The organism is Streptomyces sp. NPDC012935, from assembly GCF_042900345.1.
Classification (GTDB): Bacteria; Actinomycetota; Actinomycetes; order Streptomycetales; family Streptomycetaceae; genus Streptomyces.
In genome coordinates, this window is the sequence record NZ_JBIBBC010000003.1 from 564,658 (window position 1) to 590,377 (window position 25,720).

At 72.2% G+C, this 25,720-nt stretch carries 17 protein-coding genes; all 17 read right to left on the reverse strand.

All coding sequences use genetic code 11. The features are described from left to right. Positions 1 to 47: 47 nt before the first annotated feature. Positions 48 to 2,234, reverse strand: a complete 2,187-nt coding sequence (locus tag ACFY5C_RS11365; protein ID WP_389443190.1) for a hypothetical protein — start codon at positions 2,232 to 2,234, stop codon at positions 48 to 50. Beyond that, positions 2,234 to 6,040 carry a putative baseplate assembly protein gene (locus ACFY5C_RS11370; protein WP_389443192.1) on the reverse strand — a complete coding sequence of 1,269 codons (3,807 nt, stop codon included), beginning with the start codon at positions 6,038 to 6,040 and terminating at the stop codon, positions 2,234 to 2,236. The genes ACFY5C_RS11365 and ACFY5C_RS11370 overlap by 1 nt, the downstream gene beginning before the upstream one ends. Beyond that, positions 6,037 to 9,153 (reverse strand): putative baseplate assembly protein, encoded by a 3,117-nt coding sequence (locus ACFY5C_RS11375; RefSeq protein ID WP_389443194.1) that lies wholly within the window; start codon positions 9,151 to 9,153, stop codon positions 6,037 to 6,039. Before ACFY5C_RS11375 ends, ACFY5C_RS11370 begins: the two co-directional genes overlap by 4 nt. After that, on the reverse strand, positions 9,150 to 9,545 hold the full coding sequence (locus ACFY5C_RS11380; protein WP_389443196.1) for a GPW/gp25 family protein: 396 nt from the start codon (positions 9,543 to 9,545) through the stop codon (positions 9,150 to 9,152). The genes ACFY5C_RS11375 and ACFY5C_RS11380 overlap by 4 nt, the downstream gene beginning before the upstream one ends. Continuing rightward, the gene (locus ACFY5C_RS11385; RefSeq protein ID WP_389443198.1) at positions 9,542 to 9,877 is read right to left on the reverse strand and encodes a hypothetical protein; all 336 of its coding nucleotides are present in this window, start codon (positions 9,875 to 9,877) and stop codon (positions 9,542 to 9,544) included. The genes ACFY5C_RS11380 and ACFY5C_RS11385 overlap by 4 nt, the downstream gene beginning before the upstream one ends. 71 nt (positions 9,878 to 9,948) lie before the next feature. After that, positions 9,949 to 10,485, reverse strand: a complete 537-nt coding sequence (locus ACFY5C_RS11390; RefSeq protein ID WP_389443200.1) for a phage baseplate assembly protein V — start codon at positions 10,483 to 10,485, stop codon at positions 9,949 to 9,951. 88 nt (positions 10,486 to 10,573) lie between these two features. Continuing rightward, the gene (locus tag ACFY5C_RS11395; RefSeq protein ID WP_389443202.1) at positions 10,574 to 11,713 is read right to left on the reverse strand and encodes a hypothetical protein; all 1,140 of its coding nucleotides are present in this window, start codon (positions 11,711 to 11,713) and stop codon (positions 10,574 to 10,576) included. Then, the gene (locus tag ACFY5C_RS11400; protein WP_389443203.1) at positions 11,706 to 12,092 is read right to left on the reverse strand and encodes a hypothetical protein; all 387 of its coding nucleotides are present in this window, start codon (positions 12,090 to 12,092) and stop codon (positions 11,706 to 11,708) included. The genes ACFY5C_RS11395 and ACFY5C_RS11400 overlap by 8 nt, the downstream gene beginning before the upstream one ends. 11 nt (positions 12,093 to 12,103) lie before the next feature. Then, a complete protein-coding gene (locus ACFY5C_RS11405) occupies positions 12,104 to 12,832 on the reverse strand; it encodes a hypothetical protein (RefSeq protein WP_389443205.1) in 729 nt (242 codons plus the stop codon). Next, positions 12,829 to 13,530, reverse strand: coding sequence for a hypothetical protein (locus ACFY5C_RS11410; protein ID WP_389443207.1), 702 nt, complete (start codon positions 13,528 to 13,530; stop codon positions 12,829 to 12,831). Before ACFY5C_RS11410 ends, ACFY5C_RS11405 begins: the two co-directional genes overlap by 4 nt. An 8-nt stretch (positions 13,531 to 13,538) precedes the next feature. Then, positions 13,539 to 20,414, reverse strand: coding sequence for a DUF4157 domain-containing protein (locus tag ACFY5C_RS11415; RefSeq protein ID WP_389443209.1), 6,876 nt, complete (start codon positions 20,412 to 20,414; stop codon positions 13,539 to 13,541). Further along, positions 20,411 to 20,767, reverse strand: a complete 357-nt coding sequence (locus tag ACFY5C_RS11420; RefSeq protein WP_389443211.1) for a hypothetical protein — start codon at positions 20,765 to 20,767, stop codon at positions 20,411 to 20,413. The genes ACFY5C_RS11415 and ACFY5C_RS11420 overlap by 4 nt, the downstream gene beginning before the upstream one ends. Further along, positions 20,758 to 22,773 carry an ATP-binding protein gene (locus ACFY5C_RS11425; protein ID WP_389443213.1) on the reverse strand — a complete coding sequence of 672 codons (2,016 nt, stop codon included), beginning with the start codon at positions 22,771 to 22,773 and terminating at the stop codon, positions 20,758 to 20,760. Before ACFY5C_RS11425 ends, ACFY5C_RS11420 begins: the two co-directional genes overlap by 10 nt. A gap of 33 nt (positions 22,774 to 22,806) precedes the next feature. Continuing rightward, a complete protein-coding gene (locus ACFY5C_RS11430) occupies positions 22,807 to 23,649 on the reverse strand; it encodes a Pvc16 family protein (RefSeq protein WP_389443215.1) in 843 nt (280 codons plus the stop codon). A gap of 33 nt (positions 23,650 to 23,682) precedes the next feature. Next, a complete protein-coding gene (locus ACFY5C_RS11435) occupies positions 23,683 to 24,432 on the reverse strand; it encodes a hypothetical protein (RefSeq protein ID WP_389443217.1) in 750 nt (249 codons plus the stop codon). Further along, entirely contained in the window at positions 24,425 to 25,162 is a 738-nt protein-coding gene (locus ACFY5C_RS11440; RefSeq protein ID WP_389443219.1) for a hypothetical protein, read from the reverse strand. Before ACFY5C_RS11440 ends, ACFY5C_RS11435 begins: the two co-directional genes overlap by 8 nt. Positions 25,163 to 25,190: 28 nt before the next feature. Next, positions 25,191 to 25,715 (reverse strand): phage tail protein, encoded by a 525-nt coding sequence (locus tag ACFY5C_RS11445; RefSeq protein WP_004003113.1) that lies wholly within the window; start codon positions 25,713 to 25,715, stop codon positions 25,191 to 25,193. Positions 25,716 to 25,720 lie beyond the last annotated feature (5 nt).

Consider the following 25,720-nt stretch of genomic DNA (forward strand, 5'->3'; position numbering starts at 1 on the left):
CGCGTCGCGATGCAAGTCCGGAGTCACGTCACGGGTCACGTCTCGCCTCACGTCACGAAGAAGATCCCGGCGTCCGTGCCCGCCGGGGTGTACTCCGCGAGCCGCGCCCTGAGGCCGTCCTCGCGCTGCGGCCGGTACAGGTCGTGGAAGGCGCCCATCTCGGCGCCGTCGTCCGAGCCACGCCGGATCTCCTGCGCGCACCGGTCGGCGAGCAGCCCGTACCAGGGCGTCCCGTAGCGCTCGGAGGTGAACAACGGCCGTACCCGACCGGCCTGTTCGGGACCGGCGAGGTCGGGCTGGCAGCGGTACCGGCGCGGGGTGCGCGACCCGGCCGGCACGGACGAGTACCGCAGGCAGCCGATGCCGCGCCGGGCCACATGCAGCCGGCCCGTGAAAACCGAGTTCTCGGCGATCTGCACGGCGTGCGTGAAGATCTCGCCGATCACGGTGGTGCGGTGCACGTGCAGCACCGCGTGGGCGTGGCGGCAGTCCGGCGCGGAGAGTGCCTCGCGGCCGGGACCTGTGGCGTCGAGGATGCTGTCGCGCAGGTGGATGTCGAGGGGTTCCTCGCTCACCTCGTCGCCGATGACCTCGATGGTGCCGAGGATGCTGTGCTCGATCTGGAGGCACGCGGTGGTGCGCTCCAGCACGATGCTGGGCTCCTCCGGCGAGTGCGGTTCGCACTCCGGCTCCAGCGACCAGCCCGGTACGAGCGTGGAGTGCCGCAGGACGACGGCACCCATGGGGCCGGTGACATTGATGCCGCGTCCGGCGACCAGCAGGCCGTCGAGGACGATGCGCGGACGCTCGTGCGGCGCGCAGTCCTCAGACACCGCACGGACGTTGAGGGCGTCGGGGCGGTTGCTGTACCAGTCGAGGAGGCGTATCACCGGCCGGGTGCCCTCGGCCGCGCGGACCTCCAGGCGGTCGCCCGGGTCGAGGTCGAAGTCCAGTTGCTCCTGGTAGGCGCCGCTGTGCGTGATCTCGATGACTCCGGCGGGGCCGGTCCGGTCCGCGCGGCGGTCGTGCTGCCAGGCCCGGTAGGCGTCCATGATCTGGCGGTACGTCTGCCCGGGGCCGACCCGGTAGACCTCGGCGTCGGGACGCGGCTCGCGGTCCAGGCGGTCGTACTCACCGCCGCCCATGTCCGCGCCGAACGCGTAGTGGTAGTCCACCCAGACGCCCTGCCGGGGCGCCGACCGCGACCCGAAGGCGATCCGCCCGAGCTCCGGGTCGACGGCCACCTGCCCCCGCCCCGGCCGGTAGCGCCAGTCGGACAGGTCGGCGACCACGATGTCGGAGGGCGGTACCGGCTGGTCCTCGCCGTCACGCCGGATGACGAGGCTCTTGCCGGGGCCGTAGTAGTCGGCGAGCCGGTCGTGGAGCTGACGGCGGGTGATGAACGCCGGGACGTTGTCGACGGTCGCGATGTGCGTGGGGGACGGTTCCGGGAACGGCTTGGTGACCAGCGGGGTGTCGTTGCCCAGGATCGAGAAGGTGTAGAGGTTGCGGGCGCGGTCGATGCAGTACGCCGGCGACTGCGTCAGCGAGTGCGCCTTCAGCCGCCAGACGAAGAGAGCGACCCCGGCCGGGGTCCAACCTCCTTGCGTGTGCCGAGAGTTGGCGCGACGGACGTCGACCGTGCGCGCCATCGCGCCGAAGGGGCCGCCCGCGAGGTCGAGGGCCGAGTTGTCGCGCAGGTCGACGAGACGCCCGCGCTCGCCGCGGTGGACGCCCGTGTCGCCATGGAGCTTCACGGGCTGGGTGTGGGAGACCTGCCGGGACAGCTCGACGGCGCGGGCGGGCCAGCCGGTCACGCGCTCGGAGAGTTCCTCCAGGAGGTGCAGGGTGCCCTTGCGGCGGCGGTTGGCGACCGTCGCGGCCACGTCGGCGCGCGGGGCGACGGCCTCGGCGAGCGCGGCACGGCCACCGTCGTGCAGGCCGGTCGTCAGGACCCGTTCGTAGCCGGGCAGGGTGCGATAGCCGACCAGGTCGCCGAGGTACGGCAGCACCCAGGGCGCCGCCGTCTCCACGAACAGGTCCTCGTAGCCCTGCTCGACGCCGTCGCGTACCCGGTCGAGCTGCTCGGCGATCACCGCCAGCAGCGCCCGCAGCGGTTCGCCCTCCTCGGCGTCGCGCAGCAGGTGCCAGCGGGGCAGCAGGGCGGCGAGCCCGTCCGGCTCCCTGGACGTGGTCGCCGGGGCCGTCGTCTCGAACTGGACGTCCGGGGACATCACTTGACCTCCGTCAGGATCAGGGTGTCCGCGGCCTTCGGCGACAGCAGCGCGAGCTGGGCCGGGCGGATACCGCGGAAGACGAACACCGAACGGCCCTTGGGCAGGCGCCGGGTGTCGGTGATGTCGGGGTTGAGGCGCAGGAGTTCGGTGAGCGGGACGGCGTACTTGGCGCAGATCTCCGACAGCGTCTCGCCGTTCTCGGCGCGGACCGTGTGGATCTTCTCGTCGTACGTCGCATGGTGCGCCGGGACCGATGCCTTGGGCGGTCCGGTTTCGGTGAGGATCTCTGTGAGCTCCTCGGGGGTGGCGGACGCGGGGACGCCGGTGAAGACGTCCACGTCGACGTAGTCGACGCCTGGCACGCCGTGGGCCGCGGCCAGGACGTCCGAGAGGCGGGCGGGCCGACCCAACTCCCGCCCCTCGTAGCCGAGTCGGCCGAGCAGTGCCTGGCGCAGGCGCGGCTCCACGACCTGCCATGCGTGGTCGGGGGCCACCTTCACCTTGGCGGCGAGGAGCAGCACAACCAGCTCGCGTGCGTCCACCCGGACCGGGAGATTGCCGTCCCCGTACTCGGTCAGCGCGCCGCGCAGGGCCTTGAGCGTGTCCGAGTCGCCGTCGATCGGCACGTCGTCCGTGCCCGCGACCGTCACGTGCAGCACGCGCCGCCGCCCGTCGAAGAGTTCGCGCGCCGACGCCCGGCCGATGCCGGCGCGGGAGCGGGCGAAGTCCTCGTAGTCGGACGCGGAGACCAGGCGGTCCAGCGCCGAGACGGCGAGCGGGACCGTACGGCGGGTCAGGCCGGGGCCGTCCGCGTCGGCGCCGCCCTTCGCCGGGCGCGGGTTGGTCACCTGGGTGACGCCGAGCGGCCGGGTGAGGGGCTGGCTGACGCGGTCGGCGGCGACGTTGGCGGCCTTGCCGGTGCCGAAGCGGTAGCGGGCCCGGATGTTCTCGTGGCCGGACGGCAGTCGGGCGCCGTTGACGCCGTCGCCGAAGGTCACCGTCGTACGGCCGTCGGCGGTGGAGCCGGTGATGAACACCCGCTCGCCCGGGCCCCTTCCGGCGAGGCTGTCGACCTCGTGCCAGAGGACGCCGTCGACGCGGACCTCCAGCACCGGGGTGGCGCCGAGGGGGTTGTCGTCGGCGAGCCAGGTCAGCGGGGACTGCCAGAGCGCGAACGTCTGGTTCACGCGGCCGGAGTCACCGCTTCCGATGGCCTCCTCGCGGCTCTCGCCGTGGGTGGCCTCGACGACGTTGCCGAGGATTCTGACGGTTTCGCGGCGGTAGCGGTGCGCGAGGTCGGCGGTCAGGGTCAGCCGGGTGTGGACGTGGTCGCCGGGCAGTTGGGGATCGACGGCCGGGTCCGCGGCCGCGACGGTGACCACCTCGGTGGCCTGCACGCCCGCCGTGCCGGGGATGTCGCTGCGTTCGCCGCTCACCACGAGCGTACGTCCGGCCCGCAGCCCGTCGTACAGCTGGGCGAGTTCGATCTCGTTGCCGTGGACGTCCTCGCCCAGCGGCTCGTCCGCGAGGCGCAGCGGCTCGCCGGCCGCGTGGACGGTGGTGTCGCGGATGTGCGAGAGCAGGACGTCGAACTCGTCCAACCACGGGTCGGCGAGGGTGAGTTCGGTGCCGCGGCCGGTGATGCCGTAGTTGGTGTACGCCGCCGTACGCGCCGCGACGACCTGAGTGGTGACGAACGCGAGCTCGCTGTCGCCGGGTACGCCGTCCTGGACGCCCTTGGCGGGGCGCTGGATCGCGACCCAGCTGCCGACCGTGATGCCGGTGTGGACCGTGTCCAGCTGGAGGACGCGGCGGTTGAGGGGCTCGGGCTTGCTGGCGATGACGACCTCGACGTTGGGCTCGGTGGTGCCCACCGTGTACTTCAAGCTGACCTCGTACTCGCCGTGCGTGAACTGCTCGTTCGTGTTCGGCCGCAGGGCGATCTGCTCCGACGTGCCGTTGTGGACGCCGACGTGGACCAGGCCCTCGTCGTCCGGGCGGGACACGAAGAGGGTGCGCTCGGGCAGGCCCGAGTGGAGGCTGGCCGTGACGCCGGGCTCCTGGGAGTCGGCGGGCCGTCGGTTGAGCCAGTTGAGGTCGCGGTCCTGGCCGGATCGCACGGACAGCTCGACCTGGCCGGTGCCGAGCGGGAACCTGACCGGCTGGACGACCGGCAGGTTCTCAGCACGCTGGTCGGAGCTGCTGCCCTCGACGTACTGGAACTCCGCCCGGACCGGCGTCCGGCCCGCCGTGTCGTACACGACCCGCATGCTCGCCAGTACGGCGCCCGTGAGCGGCCAGTCGGCGGTGCGGATGACCCGGCCGCGGTCGTCCTGAACCGGCTTGAGCGGGGCCGTGGCGCCGAAGGGGGCGGCCGTGACACGCATGGCCAGCAGTTCCCGCAGGAGCTGCGGGGTGCCGGGGGCGGCGGCCGTCCGCCAGGCCGGGTAGAGGGTGCCGAGTCCGGGGTTGAGGACGGAGAGCAGGCGCGCGGTGTCGCCGCCGGGGCGCAGGGTGCCGGTGCCGCCGCCCTGGGGGGTGGGGGTCGCTCCGCGCAGGGCGGGCAGGACGGCGCCCAGGGTTCGCAGCGCGGCCGCGCGCGGATCCACCCCGCTCCTCAGGGTCTGCGTCCGCTCCCGTTCGGCGGGCTGGGCGGGCTGGGCGGGCTGGGCGGGCGCCAACTCCATGGCTCGCTCGGCCAGTTCCGCGAGCATCGCCTCCAGCTGCTCGAACCAGGCTGCCACGTCCTCGTAGGGCTCGGCCAGGACCTGTGCCTCGCCGAGCCGTGCGACGGGCTCGGCGAGGCGGGCCGCGAGCCGCTCGGGTGTCTTGATGCCGTCCAGGTCGTCCCGCAGAGGCGCGAGGACCTGGTCCTCGAAGTCCTCGATCAGCCGGCTGACCGGTCGCGGGTTGGGGACCTCGGGCGTCGGCGGCTCGTCACCCGGCTCGCCCGGGGCCTGCGGGGCGGCGGTCCAGCGCCGTACCTCGTCGACGAGTTCCTTGAGGGTCGGCGGGGCCGACTTCGGCAGGGAGATCGCCGTGATCTCGTCCTCCCGGTCGACTCGCGCCTTGGCGACCGGAAGCAACTTGCGTTCACCGCCCGCCCGTTCGCCGAACACGAAGAGCAACTGGTCGCCGGTCTGGAGGGAGTTCGCCGTGCCCTCGACGAACAGCTCCGAGCGACGCTCCAGGTCCTTGGGCGTGACGAGGGATGGGCGCCGGCGGCGTACCTTCAGCTCGTTCCAGTCCCAGCGGGCCGTCAGGTCCCGGCTCGTCTCGAAGGTGAGGGACTGCTCGTCGGCCGAGGCGGGCACGCTGTGGCTGCGGGCACCGCGCGGGATCAGCACGGGCAGGGCCTCGGCGCGCGGGTCCCGTTCCAGGGTGTACGCCAGGTGCGTGGCGGCTGCGACGCCGGGGCGCGGCCGGTGACCGACGAGGCGGCCGAGCAGGACCAGGGAGCGGTGCTCGTTGGCCGTGCGGATGTAGGCCTCGTCCGCGATGCGTTCGGAGTGGAACGTGAGCAGGTCGCCGAGTACGGCGGTGGCGTCCAGCAGGCCGATCGCCGGGTCGTCCGGGGTGCGCACGGTCAGGCCGTTGAGGGCCGGGTACGCCGGTGAGGCGAGCCGGTCGAGCAGGGCGGCCAGGAAGGAGCCGTACTCGCCGACGCGGTAGTCGAGGGCGGTGCGGCCGGGCGGATTGTGCACGCGGGCAGGGGCGAGGCGCTCGTCGTGGCCGCCGCAGCAGGCGCCGCCGCAGGTGCACTCGTCGGTGATCGTGCCCTCGGTCGTCATGTTCTCGCTCATCGGGCACCTCCCAGGGAAATCGCCAGCCGGCCGTTCTCCGGCCGGTCCGGGTCGTTGTCGCAGGTGGCGATCTCCAGCGGGCCGAGCCGCAGCACGCCGTCCTCCTTCTCTCCTCGGTCCGGCTCGAACAGCCGTTGCAGCCGGGTGACCTGGACGCTCTCCACCCCGGGCACGGCCGCCGCGACGGCGACCAGGCGGCTGAGCCGGACCGGTTCGCCGAAGGTCAGCGCGTCCGGGTGGAAGAAGCCCCGCACACCGCGGCCGAGCACGCGGTACAGCTCGGCCAGGATCTGCCCGTGCTGATGCCCCGGTTGCGCACAGACGGTCAGCTCGATGTCCAGCGGGACCGGGCGCGCGGCGCCGACGACGACGTCGTGGCCGATGCGCCGGTAGGGCTCCAGTGCCTGGGCGACCGAGGTGAGCAGCTCGGCCGACGGGGCGCCGGTGCCGTAGGCGTCGACGGCGACATGCGCCTCCTGGACGCTGCCGGTCCAGCGCAGCTCCGCCGCGGCGCGCTGTACGCCGGGCAGGGCGGCGGCGAGGGCCGCGTAGTCCTCGGCGGTGATCGCGCGCAGTCGGGTGCGACGCAGGTCGAGGGGGGCCAACTGGCGTACTTGCTCGACGGGTTCGGGTTCGGTGCCGCCGACGGCCGGCAGCGGGTTGCGCACCACGGCGGCGGGCGGCGGTTCGCAGTCGGCCTGGACGACCAGGTGGTTGATGGCCTCCGCACCGACGTTGCCGGCCTTGCCGCCTCCGAGGCGGTAGTGCAGGGCGAGCCGGGACCCGGGGGTCGGCCTGGCGCCGTGCCGTCCGTCGCCGAAGCGCAGGCCGAGGCGGCCGTCGTCCTCCAGCTCGCCGACGAAGTGCCGGTCGCGGGGGCCGCCGGCCAGCAGGTCACGGCGCGGCTGCCACACGGCGCCGCCGTCACCGTAGCCGCCCTCGTGGACGCGTACGGCGGGCAGGGCGTGACGCGGATCCTGCGCGAGCGCGTCGGTCGCGGAGCCGCGCAGCACCGTCTCGTCGGGGTGCAGTCCGGTCGCGTAGGCGGGGCCCCAACTGTGGGCGATCTCCCAGGCGATGTGCCCGTCGAGCACGGTGCCGGCGCGGGCGCGGGCCGTGAGGACCTCGACTCGGCGCACCTTGGCGTCGAGCAACTCGTCGCTGCGGTACAGGAGTTCACGCAGGGCACGCACGGGATGACGGTGCAGTTCGATGTGCTCCAGGATCTTCAAGCCGAAGATCACCGTGAGTTCGTCGATCTCCTGCTCGGAGAGTCCGTCCCGGTCGCGGGCACTGCGCCACAGCTCGACGAGGCGCTGCCGGACCCGCCCCGGGATCGCCGCGATCCGCTCGGCCTGCCCGGCTGCGACGGTGGCCGGCTCGGGGAACGGCACCGTCTGCGCGACGGGCGCGCGACCGAGGACGGGACGGAAGCGGGGCCGGATCCCCGGGTAGACGGACTGGGCGAGCAGGGTGCGCAGGGCGGCCGCCTGGGCGTACGCCGTGCCGGGCACGACGCGTTCGTGGCGCTGGCCGGCGCGTTCCAGGCCGAGTCCGGCGCGGTTGGTGGCCGGCTCGCCGACGACTTCGAAGAGCTCGCGGATGTCGTCGGCGCTGAGGGCGTCACCGGATTCCGTGCGGGTGGTGAGGGAGTTGATGAGCCGGGCGGGGGCGTTGCCCTCGTCGCGGTCGTGGCAGCCGAAGGCGGGAGGGTCGCAGGGGGCGACCTCGGCGGGGGCCTGCGGGACGGTGAACGTCTCGGGGAGCCCGTGCAGGGTGCGGCCGTGGTCGACCAGGACGACGTTGCCACGCGCGATCGTCACGTCGTCGACGGGGAGACAGTCGCGGCCGCCGCGGGTGGTGAGGCAGAGCGGGAAGCGCAGCGCGTCCGCGGCGGCCCAGGTCACCTCCAGCACGGGCTGGTCCTCGATGCGGTCCACTGCCGGGGTGACGGAGGTCAGCCGGACGGCCTGGCGATGGCTCGGGTCCGCGTCGCCGGGGGTGCCGGTGCGCGGGCCCTTGACCTCCTCCAGGACGAGTACGTCGCCGGGCCTGAGGTCCAGTCGCCGTTCCCGGCAGGTCTCCGGGTCCACCCACTCGTCGCGCAGGGTCGCGGAGGTGGCGCCCTTGGACAGCGTGCACACCTCACCGCCCCAGCTCCACAGGCGGATCGCGTTGTGGGCGGCGCGCAGTTCAAGCGGGTCGGCGGTGACGACCGGTTCGAAGACCTCGACCGAGCCGCGCTCGTCGAGGTCGCCGAGGTCGCTCTCGTCGATGACCGTGCCCGGTTCGGGCCGGTCGTGCGGGTCGAGGGTGCGGACGTCGACGGAGGCGAAGCGGTAGGTGCCCGGCGCGAGGGTGTGGTCCGCGGCGGTCTCGACGGCGACGTACGCGCGCGCCGCACACCCGTCGTGCATCGCGTAGTCGATGAGCCGGACGTGCCGCCGCACGGAGACACGGCGGCGCGCGGTGTCGAGGTAGGCCTCGGTGGCGACGGCGTCCTGCTGGTAGCTGATCTGGTCGCCGGTGTACGCGAGCAGCTCGACGAGGGTCACGCCCAGGTCGGCGGGGCTGCGCTCGACCCAGTCGGGTGTGGTGAGTGCGAGCCGGTCGAGGAGCAGCTTGCGGATGGTGTCGTAGTCGCGGGCGGTGTAGTCGACGACGGGAGCGGACGGAAAGTCCGGGGCGGGCTGCTCTTCCTCCTCGCAGTCGAAGGGAGTCGGGCAGTCCGGCCGGAAGGCGAAGGTCGCGCTGTGGTAGCGCTGGTCGAAGCCGCGGTACGGATCGGTGCCGGGCCGCCCGTACGGGTCGGTCTCGACGAGGGAGAGCCGGTAGCGGGAGGTGTCGCCGGCCCGGTCGAGGGTGACGTAGAGCCGGTCGTCGAGCTCGGGGTCCTCCTCGCGCTCCACGCTGACGTCCACGGCGGTGATGCCGGTGACGCGGCGGCCGCCGTCGACGCGGACGTTCTCGGGGCCGAGGCCGTGCGGGGCCTTGCCGAGGAAGGTGACGGTGAGCAGCAGGCCGTCGTCGCCGACCTCGACGGCGTCGATGCCGTTGAGCTGGGCCGCGCGGACCTTGGACCGGCGGGAGGTGGCCGTGGTCGTCCCGGTCATGCCGTGGCCCTCCCTTCGAAGACGTCGTCGCGTCGGGCGCCGTCGGCGCGTATCGCGTACGACAGGTACACGCGGACGACGTTGTCCTCGCTGACCACGTCGAGGGCCTCCACGTCGATGAGGTCGCCCAGCCAGCGCTGGAGCGAGGCCTGGACGGAGAGTTCGAGGGTGCTGATGAGTTCCGGGCTGGTCGGGGCGAAGACCAGGTCGAGGAGCCCGCAGCCGAAGTCGGGGCGCATGACTCGCTCGCCGGGGCTGGTGAACAGCAGTTGCTCGATGAGGTCGTGCGCGTGCTCGCCGCGCGTGGCGTGCGCGGTACGGCCCCGGCGGTCGGCGCGGAAGGGGAAGGCGATGTCGGAACGGGGCCTCGCTCCCCTGCTGGTGGGGCTCATCGGACGTTGACCTTTCGCTGCGCGACCTGGACGAGTGGCGGGCCCTGCGGCACGAAGGCCGCCGAGAAGCACTGGGCCGCGGAGGTGTCGAGCAGCACGGGCGCGCCGTCGACGGTGATCCCGGAGCCGTCGGCGGTCCAGCGGACCGTCACGCACGGCGAGGGCACCCGGTTCACGGTGTGCGGACAGCCGGTCACCACGTAACTGTGCGCGGCGGTGGCAGCGGCGGCGCCCGCGAGGCGTACGCCGCCGGAGGATGTGGTGGCGGGCGCGACGCGGCCGCCGTGCGGACAGCCGATCACGGCACCGGCGTCGAGCAGAGTCCCGGGCATGGTTCGTGGTCCCCCGTCTTCTTCCTTCGTCGCTCTCATCGCTCTCGTCGCGGTCATCGCGGTCATTGCGGTCATCGCTTCGAAAGCACGGTCAACTGGCCTTCGTTGATGGTCACTTCATTGCCGCGCAGCAGGATCTCGGCGCCCGCGCCGGTGGAGATGACCACGGCCTCCTTGGTGATGCGGATGTAGGCACCGCCTTGGGCCTGGAGCAGAATCCCCTGCTCTGCGCCGGGCGTGTCACTCATGACGAGCTTGTGCGCCTGCGGCGTCTGCACGACGACTGGTTTGTTGGGCGAGCCGGCCTGGAGCTCGCGGCGCGCGTCGGGCGGGAGCTCGTCCGCGGCCCCGTACCAGCACCCGGTCCACACGGGGAAGCTGGGATCCCCCTGCTCGAACTCCACCCACACGCCCGCGCCGGGCGGCGGCACCACGAACTGCCCCGACTGGGGCCCGGTGAACGGCAGACAGGGCAGCGCCCACGTCGACGGCTCGTCGCCGAGGACGTCCGGGACCTCGACGGTGATACGGCCGATGCGCAGCGGGTCGTCGTTGCTGACGACCCGGCCGCGGAACTTGCCGAGGTAGCGATTGCTGGGTGCCGCCATGGTGGAGGTGCTCCTGGTCGATGGGACTGGGGTGTGCGGGTGTGCGGGTGTGCGGGTGCGGGCGTGTGGGCGTGTACGTGTCTGCGGCTTACGGCCGGACGTAGTCGCTGCGGGCTTCGAGTCCCTCTCTGGAGAGGGTGAAGTTCTGCTGGTACGAGCCCGGGCGCAGGTTGTGGGTGACGGACTTGACGTAGTAGTCGCCGTCGTACGCACGTCCCGCGCCGCGTACGCCGACGAGCTGGCGGGGCTGGAGGATGTAGCCGTGCCGGTTGACGTCGAGTGAGCCGGAGCCGGAGACGACGTCTGCGGACACGGCGGCGCGGGCGAGGAGTTCGGCCTCGGCCTGTTCGCGCTGCTGCTTGGCGGTGCCGGAGAGCGTCCTGCGCTTCAGGGCCGGGGTGGGCCGCTTGCCCAGGGGCGGGCGCAGCGGGCTGATCGACGGCTGCGGAAGGAGGGCGGACTGCCGGGTCTCGGGGTTCTGCCAGCGGGCCTGCGGCTCTTCCCGCGCCGTCCCGTCGTACGCGAACGTCATCTGGTCGACGGTCGAGTTGGCGTCCATGTTGACGTTGAGGGCGTGCTGACGGATGCCGAGGCGGACCTCGGGACCCCAACGGGCGGACGACTGCCCGGGGTTGGGGCCGGGCTCCAGGTAGAAGGTGTACCCGTTCGCACGGGCGAGCTCGGTGACGTACTGGAGGTCGGTGCCGGTCTGGTAGTGCACGCGGAGGTCCTGGTGCGGGGGTTGGGCGACCTTCTCGGTGTAGACGTCGGGCCGGATGCCGTAGTCGGAGTAGCGGCGCAGGATGTCGAGCACGCGCTCGGACGGCGGGAGATTGGGATACCGGGCGGTGCGCTCCTCGAGATCCATGAGCAGCGTCAGGTCCTCCCCGGTGACGGTGAGGGTGGAGTGGCCGGGCTGGTTGCTGGCGCCGACCTCGTGGCGGACGACGAGCCCGTCGAAGAGGACGTCCTGGGTTCCCTTGACGCTGACCGTGACGATGATCCGGGTCTTGGGGTCGAAGAACCCCTCGGGCAGCAGCCGCCGGCTGATGATCCCGTTCTTGGTGAGGTCGAAGGCGATCTGAAAACCGCTGCGCTCCCCCGCCGTGGCGGTGATCTGCGCGGACAGCAGGGCCTCGGTCACCTCGGCCGGGACGGGCCGGGCGAGCTTCGGCCCCATGAGGAGCGTGATGTGAACGGGGCCCTGCCCCACGGGCAGATCAAACACGCCGGTCTCCCCTGCCGCCGGGGAACCCGCCGGCCAGCGGGATGTCGATGACGCGCCCGGCCTCGTCGGTCAACTCGCGTGGATCCAGTACGGGATTGGCGTCGGCGATCTGCCACCACTGGCCGACGTCGCCGAAGTAGCGCTGCGCGAGCAGGTCGGGACGCTCGCCGGCGCCGACGGTGTGGGGCTGGGTGAGGTCGCTGTCGGGGCCGGCCGGGTCGAGCGGGGGCAGCAGACGGCGCTTGGTGTAGCGGACTTCGCTGCCGTCGGGACGGCGATGGATGCCGATCTCGGCGTCGTGGTAGCGGCTGGTGCGTGGATAGGGATGTGCCCCGGGTATGGCGTCCAGGGCGTTCTCGTACGGCTCGATCTCAGCCATGGTTGTCCTCCTCAGCCCCTTCCGAACGCGGCGTTGGTTCCGATTCCGGCGCCGAATACGCCTCCGGCACCGCCCCCGCCTCCGCCGAGCCCGAGCGAGCCGAGGCTGCCGCCGCGCGCGGCTGCGGCAAGCCGCTCCTTCTGCGCGAGGTGGGCCATGTACAGGTCGGCGCCCCGATGACCGGCAGGCAGGTCACTGACCGTGAGGATCTTCATGCCGATGCTGAGGGAGGCGCGGATCGGGTTGAGGTTCACGTCGAAAGCGGACTCATTGACGGACAGCTCGGTGAGCCGCACGGGCATCACCCGCTTGCTCCCCCAGGTGAACAGAGTGAGCGGCATCTCGATCGGGCTGATCTCGATGGCACCCTTCTGGGACAGCTTCATCGCTGCACGGAGCTGCGCCGTGGTCGGTTGCACCAGCATCTCGAGCGTGGCGAGCTGCGGGTGGATGCCGTCGGGCGCCGCGATCTCGAACTGGTCGGTGGCGTCGATCTCAGCGGTGAACTTCCAGGTCTCCTGGGCGGGGCCCTTGAGCCGGAGAGCTTCGTTGCGGTCACCGCTCCCGGTACCGCCACTACCGCTGTCGCCGCTGTCACCGGCCGACTGGGGGGAGACGCTGCGCTCCAGGGTGTCCGGGTTGAACTGCAGGACGATGATCCGCTGGGGGGTGCCGGTGTCGGGGTTGACTACGACTATTCCGGAGCGGATGGGTTTGGGGATGTCGGCGTAGCGGGTCACATGCGCTCCTCGAAACGGGCGCGGAGGTCCGTGTAGTCGTGCTCGGGGAAGAGCCGGGGGAAGACGTCCAGCATTTCCCTCAGTCCGGCCACGAGGGGGAAGAAGCCCTCACCGCAGAATTCCGGCGCGCAGTACAGGTACTGCCAGCCGATCACGCCCTTGGTGACGAGCAGGGTCTCCACATAGGCCGGGTAGTCGAGTTCCATGGGCATGGCGCCCTGACGCATGTCGAAGAACCAGACCTCGGGGTCGGTCGTGCCCGGGGTGGCGCGCAGCAGCGACATGCGACCGGTCCCGGTCTGGGGTGTGTCGTCGAAGATGCGCAGTTCGCTGTACAGGGCGCGCTCCTCGTCGTCCTCGCCCTTCCAGATCTTGTTCAGGCGCTTGTTGACGAGTGCGCTCATGATGTGATTGAGCTTGAATTCCCCGACGAGTCCCGAATCGGGCCGCTGTGACCGCCAGGCCGCCTCGATAGCGCCGTACCGGAAGAAGTACTGCTGGATGCCCGGGCTGAGCGGCAGATCGTCGGTTTCGGCGAGATCCTCGAACACGCTCTCCGCGACGTCCATGGCATACAGCGTTTCTCCGAGCTGCGCCCGGTACAAGTCGAACTCGTCCGTCTCCCTGAGCTGCTGGAGGACCACGGCGCAGCGTTCCTCGAAGGGGTAGCGGAATTCGGCCTCATTGTTGTCCGTCATGGCACACCTCAACTCCAGCTCACTTCGCCGGCCTCGATCAATTTCTCGTAGTTCTCCACCATGACATCCAGTCCGGCCAAGGAGATCTTGGTGCCCCTCGCGTATGTTTCCATGACTCTTCTCAACTGGGCCTCGCCGCCTTCCCGCGTGAACCGGCCACCCTTTTTGATCATTTCCTTGCGCGCGTCCCGGAAGTGCTCGGCGAGATTCGGGTACCGGCGTCCCAGAAGCCTGGCGTAAATAGCCGGGCTGCCGACCGAGTTGATGGCCAGGCGGGTCTTCTCGTTGTCGGCGATCGGGTCGGGATCCTGGCTCCAGCTCGTCGTCTGCCCCTTCACGCGCCAGTCCTCCCGGCTCTTCCCGGTGCCGCCGACCTTGTCGTAGCCGCCGAACCGGGCATGGATGCGGCTCGGCAGGTGCGGCCAGTCGGCATGGTTGAACTGGGCGCCGGAGTGATACCAGATGATGGTTTCCGTGTCCCCGATCGCGCGGTATGCCTTGTCCTCGATTTCTTCGCGGGCCTTGATGTTCGTTTCCGGACCGCGCGCCGGGACCAGGTTGTTCCCGGTGGCCCTGCCGCCGATCCGCTCGGGCAGCAAGTGCATGCGGACCCAGCGGGCGCCTTCGCTCAGCCCCCGGTCGACCACGTCGCCCCAGCCCGGCGGCTGGGCGGCGCCGACGTCCTGGCCGCCGCCGCCGAAGACCGTCTTGGTCGACGTGCCGATGAACTGGGACTCATGGGACTCGTCCGGGCGCCGCTGGTCCTTGCCGAGCGAGATGTTGTGGAAGGGCTGGAGCAGTTCCGGGGGAACGTCGAAGTAGAGGCGGTTGCGCGCCTGGTTGGCGAACTGCTTCATCTGGGCGGCGAGTTCCCGCTTGTTCTTCTCGACCTCCCGCTTCCGCTTCTCCTTGTCGGTCTCCGTGGGAATCCTCGCCTGGATGCCGAGCGCCGTGCGGTACTCCTGCTCGGCCGCCGTCACGTACTCCTGCTGCTTCGCCCTGTCCTGCTTCGCCTCGGGCCGGTCGAGGTCCCTGCGCCAGGCCGCCATGAAGGGCGGCACCTCCTGGGGCGTGCTGTGGATGTAGAGGGGTGCGCGCGGGCCGCGGCCGTGGAACCGCAGGGTGTGGCGTTCACCGTCGTCGGCGTCGGCGAAGCGAACCTGCGGCAGGTCCACCGGCTCCTTGGTGTCGTCGCGCCGGTCCCGGCTCCGGTCCCGGCCGGGACGGCGGCCGCGGTCGTCGCGCATCCGGTCCCTGCGCCTGCGCCACCGGTCCCGCAGACGCCGCAACCGGTCGTTCAGGCGGCTGCCGAGTCGACGGCGGGCCTTGCCGTAGAGCTTGCGGGCAGCTCTACGCGCCCGGTTCGCCGCCGACTTGACGGTCTGACGAGCTCGGCGCATGCGGCGGGGCCGGCCGTCGGGACGACGGTCGCGGTCGTGGCCCTTGTCACGGTCCCGGTCCTTGCCGTCGGCGCGACGGCGCTCGTCCGTGCGGTGGTCATCGGGGCGCTTGTTCCTGGGGTCGCCGTCCCGGTCCCGGTTGCGGTCGTCCTTGCGCAGCGTGTCCCGGGCGGGGCCTCGGCGTGCGGGGCGAGCCGTGGCGTCGTCGCGGTCCTTGTCGCGCGTCCTGCGTTCAGCGTCCCGCGCCCGCTTCCTGGCCGCGTTCACCTCGCGGCCCTCCTCGCGACGTTCATCGTCGTCGCGGCGCTTCTTCGGGCGGGTGGTCTGCGAGGGCCGCGGCTTCTTCTCCGGGGAGGAGCGCTTGCCGGGGCGGGGCTTGGACGGCGGACGGGACGTCTTGTTCGGTGACGGCTTGCGCGGGGCCGGGCGGTCGGAGGGCTTGTCCCTGTCCGTGGTCCCGGCGGTGTCCTTGTCCGTGTCCCGGGGGTCGTCCTCCTTCGGCTTCTCGTCCTTGTTCTTGTTCGGCGTGGACGGCTGCCCCGGCCCGTCCGGCTCCCCCGGCTTGTCCTTCTTCGTGCGGATCTTCTTCAGCATGTCGCCGAGCCGGTCCGCGACCTTGCCCATGAACCGGCCGACGCCCTCGATCAGGAACGTGTAGACCAGCTCCAGCAGCGCCACGACACCCGCCGCGACCGCCTTCGCGAACGGCAGCGCGCCGTTGCCGCTCTTGACGGACTTGAGGAAGTCCATGAAGAGGCCGAACGCGGCGAGGATCTCGCTGAGGGCGCCCCATGCGGTCTGCAGGGCGTCGATGATCGCCATGACCCAGCCGGCGCCGGGGATGAGCTTGGCGACGACCTTCTCGACGACCATCACTCCGATGATGACGGGGAGTTGGGGCAGCGCCTCATCCCACGCCATCTGGGCCATCTGGTCCACCGTGACGCCGCCGTCGAGCAGCGCCTGGAAGTCCTCCATCGGGATGCCGATGATCTCCTGGACCTTCTGGTTGAACCAGGCTCTGACCGCGGTCTTGATCTCGTTGAAGAGGTGTTCCCTGGCGCCCGTCTCGGCCGCCGCGCCCGCCTTGCTGATCCAGTCGCCCGGGTCGGAGACGATGTCGTTGAAGATGGCCGCCCATTCGCCGAGAGCCGCGACCGCGGCGGCGCCGAACTCCAGCGCGCCGACGGTGACGGACTCGGCGACGTCGACGGCCGCCAGCAGCCCGGTCTCCAGCATGTCCAGGCCGGCGAGCAGCGCCCCGCACAGCCCGTCGAGCAGCTTCCCGGCGACCTCCTTGAGGGCGTCGGCGAACTCGTTGACCTTCTGTACGGCCCAGTCGCGCGCACCATCGATCGTCCGGCGCCACTTGTCGCGCATCGCCGGGTAGTCGGCGAGGAGTTCGTCGCCGAGGGCGATCAGGGCGTCGGCGAAGGTGTTGATCTGATCGATGACCCAGTTGCGGGCGTCGTCGATGAGCTTGAAGACCTGCTGCTTGAACTTGTCGATGAGGTCGGTGACGATCTGCCGGGCCTTCTCGAAGATGCCCTTGATGGCGTTCTTGAGGCCCTCGAAGAACTCCTTCAGCTTCTCGATGGCCTCTTCGAGCCAGTTGTCGGCGTCGTCCTTGCCCTCGTTCTGCTTCTTCTCCGCGTCCTGCTCGGCGTTGGTCTGCTCCGTCTCGATCTTCTTGTTGTCGTCCTCGGTGCGCTTGTCGACGTCCTTGTCGGTGTCCTCTTCCTTCTTCTTGATGTCCTTGCGGACCTGGTCGTACTTCTTGCCCTTCTTGTCGTCGATCTCCGAGACCTTGTCGTCCTGCTCCTTGCGCCACTGGTCGCGGGAGTCGGAGATGTCGGAGCGCCCCTTGTCGCGCGCGTCGGCCTGCTTCTTGCCACTGGCGTCGACCTCGCGCTTGAGGTCCTCGTCGTACTGTCTGCGGTCGTCCGTGGACTTCTTGTCCTTGGCCTGGCGTTCCTGGCCCATCTGTTGCCGGCCCTGGGCGAAGCCCGCCTGGATCTGGGGGCCACGGTCGTGTTCGGCCACGGCGGAGGCGGACTCGATGGGCACACCGCCGGAGACCGAGCGCGGGCCGCCCGCCTTCGCGGAGCCCTTGCCGCCGGCGACCTTGCCGGTCAGGGTCTCCTTGGGAACGTCCGGGTAGAGCTGGTCCTCGCCCATCGGCAGCGCGGCGTCGGCACGGCCCGACTGGTGCAGCTCGTTCTTCCGCTCGTCGAGCTTGTGGCCCTGTTCGTCCGTGCGCTGCGGATCGGAGTCGTTCTCCAGGGGCAGCCGCGGGGCGTCGCCCACGCGGGTGTTCTGGAGGCCCTCGTCCTTGGTCGGGAGCCCGAGGATGGAGTCGATCAGGTCGTCGAGCGGCAGGATCTCCTTGAGCAGCTTGCCGAACAGCTGGGCGCCGATGGTGAGGGCGATGTCCCACCAGCTCGGCTCGGGGACGTTCGCGCCCGGCACCTCGCCTTCCGGCTTCTGCTCGCCGGTGATCTCGGGCGTCCTGCCCGCTGCGGCTTCGGTGCGGGCGACCTTCGCGTTGGTGTAGGTGCCGGGTGCCGCGGGGGTCGGACCGCCGGGGACGGTGCGCGGTGAGCCGGAGGGCCGTTGTGTGGTCGGCGGCGCCTTGCGCAGCGCTGTGCGCTCCTTGTCGACGGAGCGGCCGACGGCGGAGTCGACGCCCTTGAGGGTCTCCAGGGCCTGGTGCGGCTTGAGCGAGCCGGCGGTGGCCAGGCCCGACTCGGGTGTGGCATTGGAGACGTCCGGGGCGGGGGCCTCCTTCTTCGGCTTCGAACCAACGGCGGGTGCGGTACGGCCGCCGCCACCGCGGCCTCCGGACCGGACGGGTGCGGGTGCGGAAGCCGTACGGCCGCCGCTTCCGCCGCTCTTGCGGGCGGTCTTGGCGGCCTGCCGTGCCGCCTGCCGCTTGCCGCCTGTGGGCCTGGCGCGGGAGCCCGTCGAGCCTCCTGCGGCACCGCCGGATCCCGGCGCCTCGGTGGCCTTCGGGGCGTTGGTCCTCGCCTGCGGGCCGGCGGACATGGGGGAAGGGCCGTTGCCCGGAGCCAGTTTCGGCGCGGCGACAGGTCCCGGCGTGGCGACCTTGTCGGGGCCGGTGACCGGCCCCGGGGAGGTGGCATCGCCGTTGCCTTCGGTCACGTCCTGCTCGCCCGCGGAGGGCGTGGTCGGGGCGGGTTCTGTACTGTCCTTGCCCTGGTCCGTGCCCTTCCCGTCCGGGCCGGGCGCTTTGCCGTCCTCGCCGGGCGCGTTCCCGGCCTGGTCCGCGCCCTTGCCGGCCGGTCCGCCCTGGTCCTTCCCGGCGCCCTCGCCTGTCGGCTTCCCGCTCCGGGACGAGTTGCCCGCTTGCGCTCCCGCCCCACCCGCGCCTGAGCTCGCGCCGTCCGACGCGCCCTGGGCACCGGACGGCGAACCCGCCGTCTGCGTACGGGCGTCCTCGTCCGCCTTGGCCAGCTGGTCGGGCCCGGCGGCCTCACCGGGAGCGGGCGCGGCGTCCTGTCCGGCACCGTCGGCGGCGCGCGCCTCCTCGTCGCGCCGCGCCGCCTCGGCATCCTGCCGGCGTTCGTCCGTGCGCGCCTTGTCCGCGTCCGTCCCCGTGACGGACATCGACGTCCCTACCGCTCCGGCTCCCGTGGACGGACCGGCCCCGGCCGGCCCGTCTCCGCCCGAGGCGGAGTCCTGGTCCGCGGACATGCCGTCCATGAGCTCCTGGACGGTCCGGTCCTCCGCGTCGTCCTCGTCCGTGCGCTCGCCGCGATCCGGCGCGGCCTCGGTTTCTGCCGTGTCCTGGGCCTCGTCCTCAGCAGCTGGGCCGTCGGAGAAGGTGAGAGCCGGCGCGCGGGGCTCTCCCCGCTTGCGCCGCTGGAACAGCCGAGCGTCGACCGCCGTGTCCTCGCCCGAAGGCGCGGTGTCGGCATCGGCCGCACGGCCGTCGCCGGCCTCATCGTCGGCGTCCGACTCGACGTCGTCCTCCGCGGACTCCGGCTCCAGGCCCAACGGCTCGTCGTCGGCGTCCTGTTCGTTCTCCCGGTCCCCCACCGTGCGGGCCGCACGGGTGTCGTCGGCGGCGCGTGGTCTCTCGCCCGGCTCCGCTCCGCTCCGGTCCACCGCTGCCGGGGCTGGGGCCTGGTGGGGCGCGGCCCCGGTCCGCCGTTCCTCCTGCTCGCCGGCCTGCTTCTCCGGCTCCGGCGCGGCCTCCTCAGCCCCGTCCGTTTCCTCCTGCGCCTGCTCCTCGTCGCGCTGGTCCTGGTCCTTCTGGTCGTTCTGGTTGTCCGCCGCGCCCTTGCGTTCGTCGTCGGCGTCCTTCTGGGCGCCCTGGCCGGAGGCGTCCCGCTCCTCCTGGCGGTCCTGGGAACGATCCTGCTGCCGCCCGGCCGACTCCTCCCGGTCCCCCGCAGCGTCTTTCCCGTCGGCCTCCGCGCCGCCCGCGTCCTGGTCCTGGGCGTCCTGGTCCTGGGCGTCCTGGTCCTGCCGGTCGCCGGACGCGCCGCCGTCCTGGTTCTGCCCACCGCCGGGAGCCGGCCGGCCGTCGTCCTCCTGACGGCCGTCCCCCGCCCCGGAGTTGTCCGCGCGCCGGCCTTTCTCCTGCCGCTCGTCGGCCGAAGCCCGTTCGCGCTCCTCCTCCATCTCCTCGACGGCACCGGGCACAGCCAACGGGGCCGCGGCGGCATCCGACGGCAGCGGCCCGGCCTGCTCCGTCTCCTCAACAGCCTCCACCAGCCGGTCGATCACCGGCGTGGGCAACCGCAGCTCCAGCCGGTCGAGCACGATGTCCTGCACCTGGGGCGCCATCCGCGCCAACTGCAGGCGGACCCGCCCGGACCGGTCCTCGGGGTCACCGCGCAGGGATCGCAGGAGAGTGTTGGCCATGCGGTCGACGACGGTCGCCGGGTCCAGTTGCTCCATACGGCGCTGGTCGGCATCGACGGTCGCGTACCTCAGCCAACCGGGCGTTGCCTGCCCCTGCTCGACGTCCACCTGTTCGGCGGCCGCCGGCTCCGGCTGCTCCACGAGGTCGCGCGCCCCCGCCTCCGCCTCCCGCTCGATCGCCTGCTGAGGCACACTCACCGCACCGAGATCCCGCCCGGCACGCAGCGTCCCCAGACCGTGCGGGTTCTGCACGGTGTGCAAGAGCTCGTGGGCGAGAAGGCGGCGCCCCTCGTCCGTGCCCGGCTTGTAGGCGCCCTCGCGGAAGAAGACGTCCTGACCCACGGCCACCGCGTCGGCGCCGAGCAGCTCGGTCAGCTGCCCGGCGTCACGGCCGGTGTGCAGCCGGACGCGGCTCAGGTCGTGGCCGAGCCGCTCCTCCAGCTCCCGTCGAACGCCGGGGTCGAGGGGCTGCCCGGCGCCGCTGACGATGTCCTTCGGCTCGGGCGTACGGGACTTGGCGGCGCGCTCCTTGCGCTTGCGGCGCCGCTGTTCGGCGGCCTGCTCGGAGTGGGCGTCCTGGGACTGTGAATTCACCGGGTCACCTCCCCGTGGCCGCTGAGCCCTTCGTGCACCGCGCGGGCCAGTTCCTGGCCGAGGCGGCGGGCGGACAGGCCGGCGGGCAGGGGCGGCAGGCCGGTCAGCGCTTCGAGGGTCAGGGCGCCGTCCGTGGCCAGCGGGACGCCGTGGGCGTGGACCAGGCGGGTCAGTTCGCGTTCGAAGGCGTCCGACACCCGCTCGGGGTCCACGCGGAAGCCGTGGAGGGCGAGTTCGCCGATCTCGACCCGGATCTCACGAGGTTCCCGGTCCTCGTGAGGTTTCCGGACCTCACGGGACTCCCGGACCTCCCGGAGGCCCCGACCCCCACGGGTCTCCCCGTTCACACCCATCCCCGCACCTCCCCCGGAGTCAGCGAGCGCTCCAGCTTCTGGTACTCCGTGCGAGCCGCCGCCAGCATGTGCCGCATCTGCAGGCGGTCGCCCTCCTCGGCCGCGAGGAAGGCCCCGGACAGCGCGATGTTGCGGATCGAACCGCCCGCCACGGTGAGCTGGGCGAGGAGCCCCGGGTCGATGTCCTTGACCGGAGCCCTGGAGGGGAGCACCCGGCGCCAGATCTCGGCGCGCTCGTGCTCGGCCGGGAAGGGGAAGTCGACGACGAAGCGGATGCGGCGCAGGAAGGCGGTGTCGAGGGCCTTCTTCATATTGGTGGTGAGGATGGCGAGGCCGCGGTAGGCCTCCATCCGCATCAGCAGGTAGCTGACCTCCAGGTTGGCGTACCGGTCGTGGCTGTCCTTGACCTCGCTGCGCTTGCCGAACAGGGCGTCGGCCTCGTCGAACAGCAGCAGCGCGCCGCCGCGTTCGGCGGCGTCGAAGACCCGGCGGAGGTTCTTCTCGGTCTCGCCGATGTACTTGCTGACCACCTGGGAGAGGTCGACGATGAACAGGTCGAGGCCGAGTTCCTTCGCCATCACCTCGGCGGCCAGCGTCTTGCCCGTGCCGGAGCCGCCCGCGAACATCGCGGTGACACCGAGGCCGCGGCGCAGCGTGCCCGCGAAGCCCCACTCCTGGTGGACGGTGGGCCGCTGCCGTACATGCGCGACGATCTCGCGCAGCACGCCCGTCTGCCGATCGTGCAGGACGAGGTCGTCCCAGCCGGCCCCCGGTTCGATCCGGCGGCCCAGCTCGTCCATGCCGATCCGGGCCTCCTCCATGCCGGCCCGCCAGGCGAGTTCGGCGGCGTCGAGGGAGTCCTCGTACGGCAGCCGGCGGCGTACGGTCGCGGCGGCGGACCGGATGACGTGCGGGGGCAGCTGGAACTGGGCTACCAGGGAGCGCAGTTCGCCGTCGTCCAAGTCGGCGACCGGGTGGAAGGCCTGGGCCCAGAGTTCGGTCTGCTCGTCGTCGTCGAGGCGGGGTACCGCCACGCGTGCGCCGTGCGGGCGGTCCGTGCGCAGGGGGTCCTCGCTGGAGACGACGACCGGTACGGCGGCTCCGGCCAGGAAGGCCTCGGTCGCCGCCCGCTGGTCGCGGTCGAGCTCGCCGACCTCGACGAGGAGCGCGGAGGGCAGCAGGATCGCTTCGCGCTGCCAGAGCCGGGCGAGCCCGTCGCGTTCGGCGGGGTCCGCCGGAATGTCCTCGGCGCCCATCGCGTACAGCCCGAGTCCCGACCGGGCTGCCGCCGCGGCGGCGATGTCGGCCCGGCTGCGCAGATCACCGCCGGTCACCTCGACGAGCAGCGGCGCGTCGGGGCTCGCCGCCGTCGTCCAGCCCTCGGCGACCCGGCTCGCGGCGACGTCGTAGGACGGCGGCAGCTGTTCCGGCATCGGGGTCCGGCGCAGGCGGCCGTGCAGGCGGGCGTCGAGGTAGGGCGAGCCCAGCAGGAAGTGCAGGATGCGCTCGTCGAGACGTAGTCGGGAGGTCGTCAGCCGGGACTCGTCGTCGAGCTCCACGATCCGCCAGCGCCGTAGCGGCGCGACCGGCGTGAGTGCGCTCCAGTGCGGCTCGGCGAGCGCGGCCAGGGCGAGCGAGAAGGTCGGGTACGCCCGCTGCGGGTCGCCGCAGGCTGCGGCGCAGCGGGCGGCGGTCGTGGGGTCCAGTTCGTCGGCGGCGGCGAGGAGGATCAGGTCGCGTTCGAAGGGCGTGAGGCCGAAGCAGGTGAGGAGGGCGTCGAGGGGGGCGGTGCCGGGGACGGCCAGGGGGGCCGGGCTCGTCGCAGGGGTGGACTCCGCGTCCGTCGCCGCTCCGGCGCCGGCCGCGTGCGCGTCGATCCGGGACAGGACACGCCTGATCTCCTCGATCAGCTTCGCACCCACGTCGGGGCCGCCTTCCGTGCCAGAAGTGCCGGAAGTGCTTGAAGTGCCCGGAGTCGCCGCCGTGTCCGCCTGGTTCGTCCCCATGTGCTCACCTGCCCCCGTCGTCCCCATCTCTTCTCAGCCCTCCGTGCGCTTCCGGGGCTCCGGCTGCGGCGGCTTGCTCGCCCGGGCGGTCCTGCGGGCCCGTGCCGGAGCCTTGGCGACGGTCTTGGCCGGGGCCTTCGTGGGCTTCCTGGCGGCACCGCTGACCGGCTCGGAATCTGCTGCCGCCTTCTCAACAGCCGGGGCTTCCATGGCCGTTGAAGCCGCCTCGCTCTTCGGCTCAGCCCCCGGAGGGACCGGCGCCCCCGGCGCCCCGAACGGCAGCACCCGTACGTCCGTCCGCTCCACCGGCTTCGCCGGCACCGGCGTCTGACGCCCGTCGATGAGGACCAGGGCCGCCTGGTAGACGACCGACAGCGAGTACGGCGTCTGGTGGAGCATCCCCCACAGCTTCGACGTCTCGTCGACGTCCATCACCGTGGGCGTGAAGCGCACCCGCTGGGCCGACTCGGCGAGGTCGCTGCCCACCAGGTGCGGGAGATGACCGGTCTCCTCGATGACGTCCTTCGGCAGGGTCGGTATCTCGTGCAGGGTCCGCACCACGGACCCGATCAGCCGCTGCCCGACCAGGGTCGTCTCGTCGCCGTACGCGCTGATCAGGTAGTGCAGGTCCAGGGCGGCGGCCGGCCGCTTCACCAGCGTGCCGTCGGACGCCCGGGTCGGCAGGTCGTTGTTGCGCATCGACGTGTTGGGCGTGACCTGGTAGAGGAACACATTGATGGTCGGATGGTCCGGCGCCTCCGCCGGCGGCTTGCGCGGCTCCACCTTCACGGCCTCGTCGAACTCCGAGCCCACGTTGGACGCGAGCAGCAGGGACAGGGCCTGGGTGACATGGGCGATGGCGAGTGCGTTGCTCATGAAGTCGGTTCCTCGGTTCCTCGGTCCGTCATGTCACTCCCGCCCCCGCGCCAGGTAGTCGGCCAGGCTCAGGGTCGCCCCCGGCCGCTCCGCCGACGACGGCGTGCGCTGCCGTGCGGACCCGGAAGCCGAGGGTCCGGCCGTCACTTCCAGCCGCCCGATCTGCACCTGCACCACCTGCTCGGGCGCTCGCGCGGGACGCCGTGCGGCGGCCTGCCGTACGGCGTCCCGTGCTGCCGCCGTGTCCGCGGCGCTGGGGCGCAGGGCCGCCGACCCGGCGGCGGGGGATGCGGCGTCCGTGCCCGGGGGGATGGGCACGGACGCCGCGGTCCGGGATGCGCCCCGCTCCGGGCGCCCACGGCCCGCCGCCCGCTGCACGGCGTCCGGCGCCGGCCGGGGGCCGGGCGTGACCGGCGCTGCGGGACGCAGAAGCGGCGCGTCGGGCAGGGCACGGGGTGCGGGTCGCGGTGCCGGGTCGGCCTGCGCGTGTTCGGTGCGGACGACCGTCCGCTCCCGTTCCGTGTGCAGCCGCGCGGCGGGCGTCGCCGGGGCCGGCGTGTCCCCCGGCCGTACGGCGGACGGCGTGGTGGCGGGCCACAGCAGGTCGGAGCCGTCGTCCGGTTCCGGTGCCGTGGCCCGTACCGCCTCGACCCGCTCGAACGGGCCGGGCAGCCGGGGACGTACCCGCACCACATCCGGGCGCGGACCGACGGCTGCCGGGGCGTGCCGGGCGATCAGCCGGTCGAGGAAGTCGGGAACCGGTGCCCCGTCCGCGTCAGACATCCGCACACAGCTCCAGGTAGTAGCGGCGCCGCAGCGGGCTGAGCGCCATGATCTCCGGCTCGCTCCAGCCGTACGAGGTGGCGAGCAGGTGGACGTCGAGCAGCAGGTCCCTTGCCCAGGCGTCCAGTTCGGTCCACAGGTAGGAGGCGATGTCCAGCTCGGCCCGGGTGGCCGCGCCGCACTCGGGGCAGGCGATGTTGAGCGTGACGTCGGCGCCGGGGTCGGCGGCCTCGACGGCCTCGGCGATCCGGCGCTGGACCAGGGCGGGCAGGTTTTCGGCGGGTACGGCCGCCCCGGCGCGCTCCGCCGAGACGAGGCACCGCGCGAGGAGGGCGGCACGTGGGTCCGCCGCCCGGGCCGCCGCCGTCAGGTCGGCGACCCCGGGCAGCCTGAACTGCACGTCCCAGCCGTCCTGCTGGACGCGCACGACGGAGTGAGCGGGTCCGGCCCGATCGCTCAGCGAGCGCGCGAACTCCCCGGCGTCCAGGTCGAACTCCATGTCCTCCCCGCACGCCGCGCAGCCGAGCCGCACCTGCATCCGCTCCCCGAACAGGGCGCGGCGCAGCGCGAACAGGTCGGCTTCGCGCTCCCCCACCGGCAGCACCGGCAGGGTCGCGGCGTCGACGTCCGGGCGCGCCGTGCGGTGCAGCAGCAGGGCGCGCCCGGTCGGCGCCTCGGCGAGGCCCGCCTCCCAGGTGGCCAGCAGTTCGGCCGCCCCCGTGATCGCCATCCTTCTTCCCCCCTCAACTACCCACTGGTCAAGCGGGGTTGAGGAACGAGGGCTCCTCCGGCTCGGGCACCTCGTAGTCCCGCTCCCAGCCCTCGCACTCGAGCTTCAGCGACTGGATGGCCACCGCGTTGGCGTTGGCGTCCAGCTCACCGAGGACCTGGTACTCGCTCGGCCAGGTCCGGTACAGCTTGTGCGAGACGGCGACCTGGCCGGCCTCGTTGAGGACCTGGATGACTATGTCCTTGCGGAAGTCGGCCAGGGAGACCTCGGAGCCGAGGCCCGCGCCGACCTGCCAGACCTTGTTGGCCCAGCGGTCGAACTCGGGGTCGTGGGTAACCCCGCGCTCCAGGGTGATGCCCTCGAACTCGGAGCGGCCCGGCGACTTGCGCGGGGAGGAGGGGTCGCCGCCGTGGCGGTGCTTGACGACCTCCGTCGTCCGCTTCAGCGGACTGATCTTGCTGATGCCGGCGACCGTCCGGCCGTCCCACAGGACGAGGAACTTGAAGTTCTTGTAGGGGTCGAAGCGATGCGCGTTGACCGTGAACTCAGCCATCGGAT

What these genes read in the sequence shown, in the direction of transcription:
- ACFY5C_RS11365 (WP_389443190.1), bottom strand. Translation starts at nt 2,234, where the DNA reads ATGTCCCCGGACGTCCAGTTCGAGACGACGGCCCCGGCGACCACGTCC.
- ACFY5C_RS11370 (WP_389443192.1), bottom strand. Translation starts at nt 6,040, where the DNA reads ATGAGCGAGAACATGACGACCGAGGGCACGATCACCGACGAGTGCACC.
- ACFY5C_RS11375 (WP_389443194.1), bottom strand. Translation starts at nt 9,153, where the DNA reads ATGACCGGGACGACCACGGCCACCTCCCGCCGGTCCAAGGTCCGCGCG.
- ACFY5C_RS11380 (WP_389443196.1), bottom strand. Translation starts at nt 9,545, where the DNA reads ATGAGCCCCACCAGCAGGGGAGCGAGGCCCCGTTCCGACATCGCCTTC.
- ACFY5C_RS11385 (WP_389443198.1), bottom strand. Translation starts at nt 9,877, where the DNA reads ATGCCCGGGACTCTGCTCGACGCCGGTGCCGTGATCGGCTGTCCGCAC.
- ACFY5C_RS11390 (WP_389443200.1), bottom strand. Translation starts at nt 10,485, where the DNA reads ATGGCGGCACCCAGCAATCGCTACCTCGGCAAGTTCCGCGGCCGGGTC.
- ACFY5C_RS11400 (WP_389443203.1), bottom strand. Translation starts at nt 12,092, where the DNA reads ATGGCTGAGATCGAGCCGTACGAGAACGCCCTGGACGCCATACCCGGG.
- ACFY5C_RS11410 (WP_389443207.1), bottom strand. Translation starts at nt 13,530, where the DNA reads ATGACGGACAACAATGAGGCCGAATTCCGCTACCCCTTCGAGGAACGC.
- ACFY5C_RS11420 (WP_389443211.1), bottom strand. Translation starts at nt 20,767, where the DNA reads ATGGGTGTGAACGGGGAGACCCGTGGGGGTCGGGGCCTCCGGGAGGTC.
- ACFY5C_RS11425 (WP_389443213.1), bottom strand. Translation starts at nt 22,773, where the DNA reads ATGGGGACGAACCAGGCGGACACGGCGGCGACTCCGGGCACTTCAAGC.
- ACFY5C_RS11430 (WP_389443215.1), bottom strand. Translation starts at nt 23,649, where the DNA reads ATGAGCAACGCACTCGCCATCGCCCATGTCACCCAGGCCCTGTCCCTG.
- ACFY5C_RS11435 (WP_389443217.1), bottom strand. Translation starts at nt 24,432, where the DNA reads ATGTCTGACGCGGACGGGGCACCGGTTCCCGACTTCCTCGACCGGCTG.
- ACFY5C_RS11440 (WP_389443219.1), bottom strand. Translation starts at nt 25,162, where the DNA reads ATGGCGATCACGGGGGCGGCCGAACTGCTGGCCACCTGGGAGGCGGGC.
- ACFY5C_RS11445 (WP_004003113.1), bottom strand. Translation starts at nt 25,715, where the DNA reads ATGGCTGAGTTCACGGTCAACGCGCATCGCTTCGACCCCTACAAGAAC.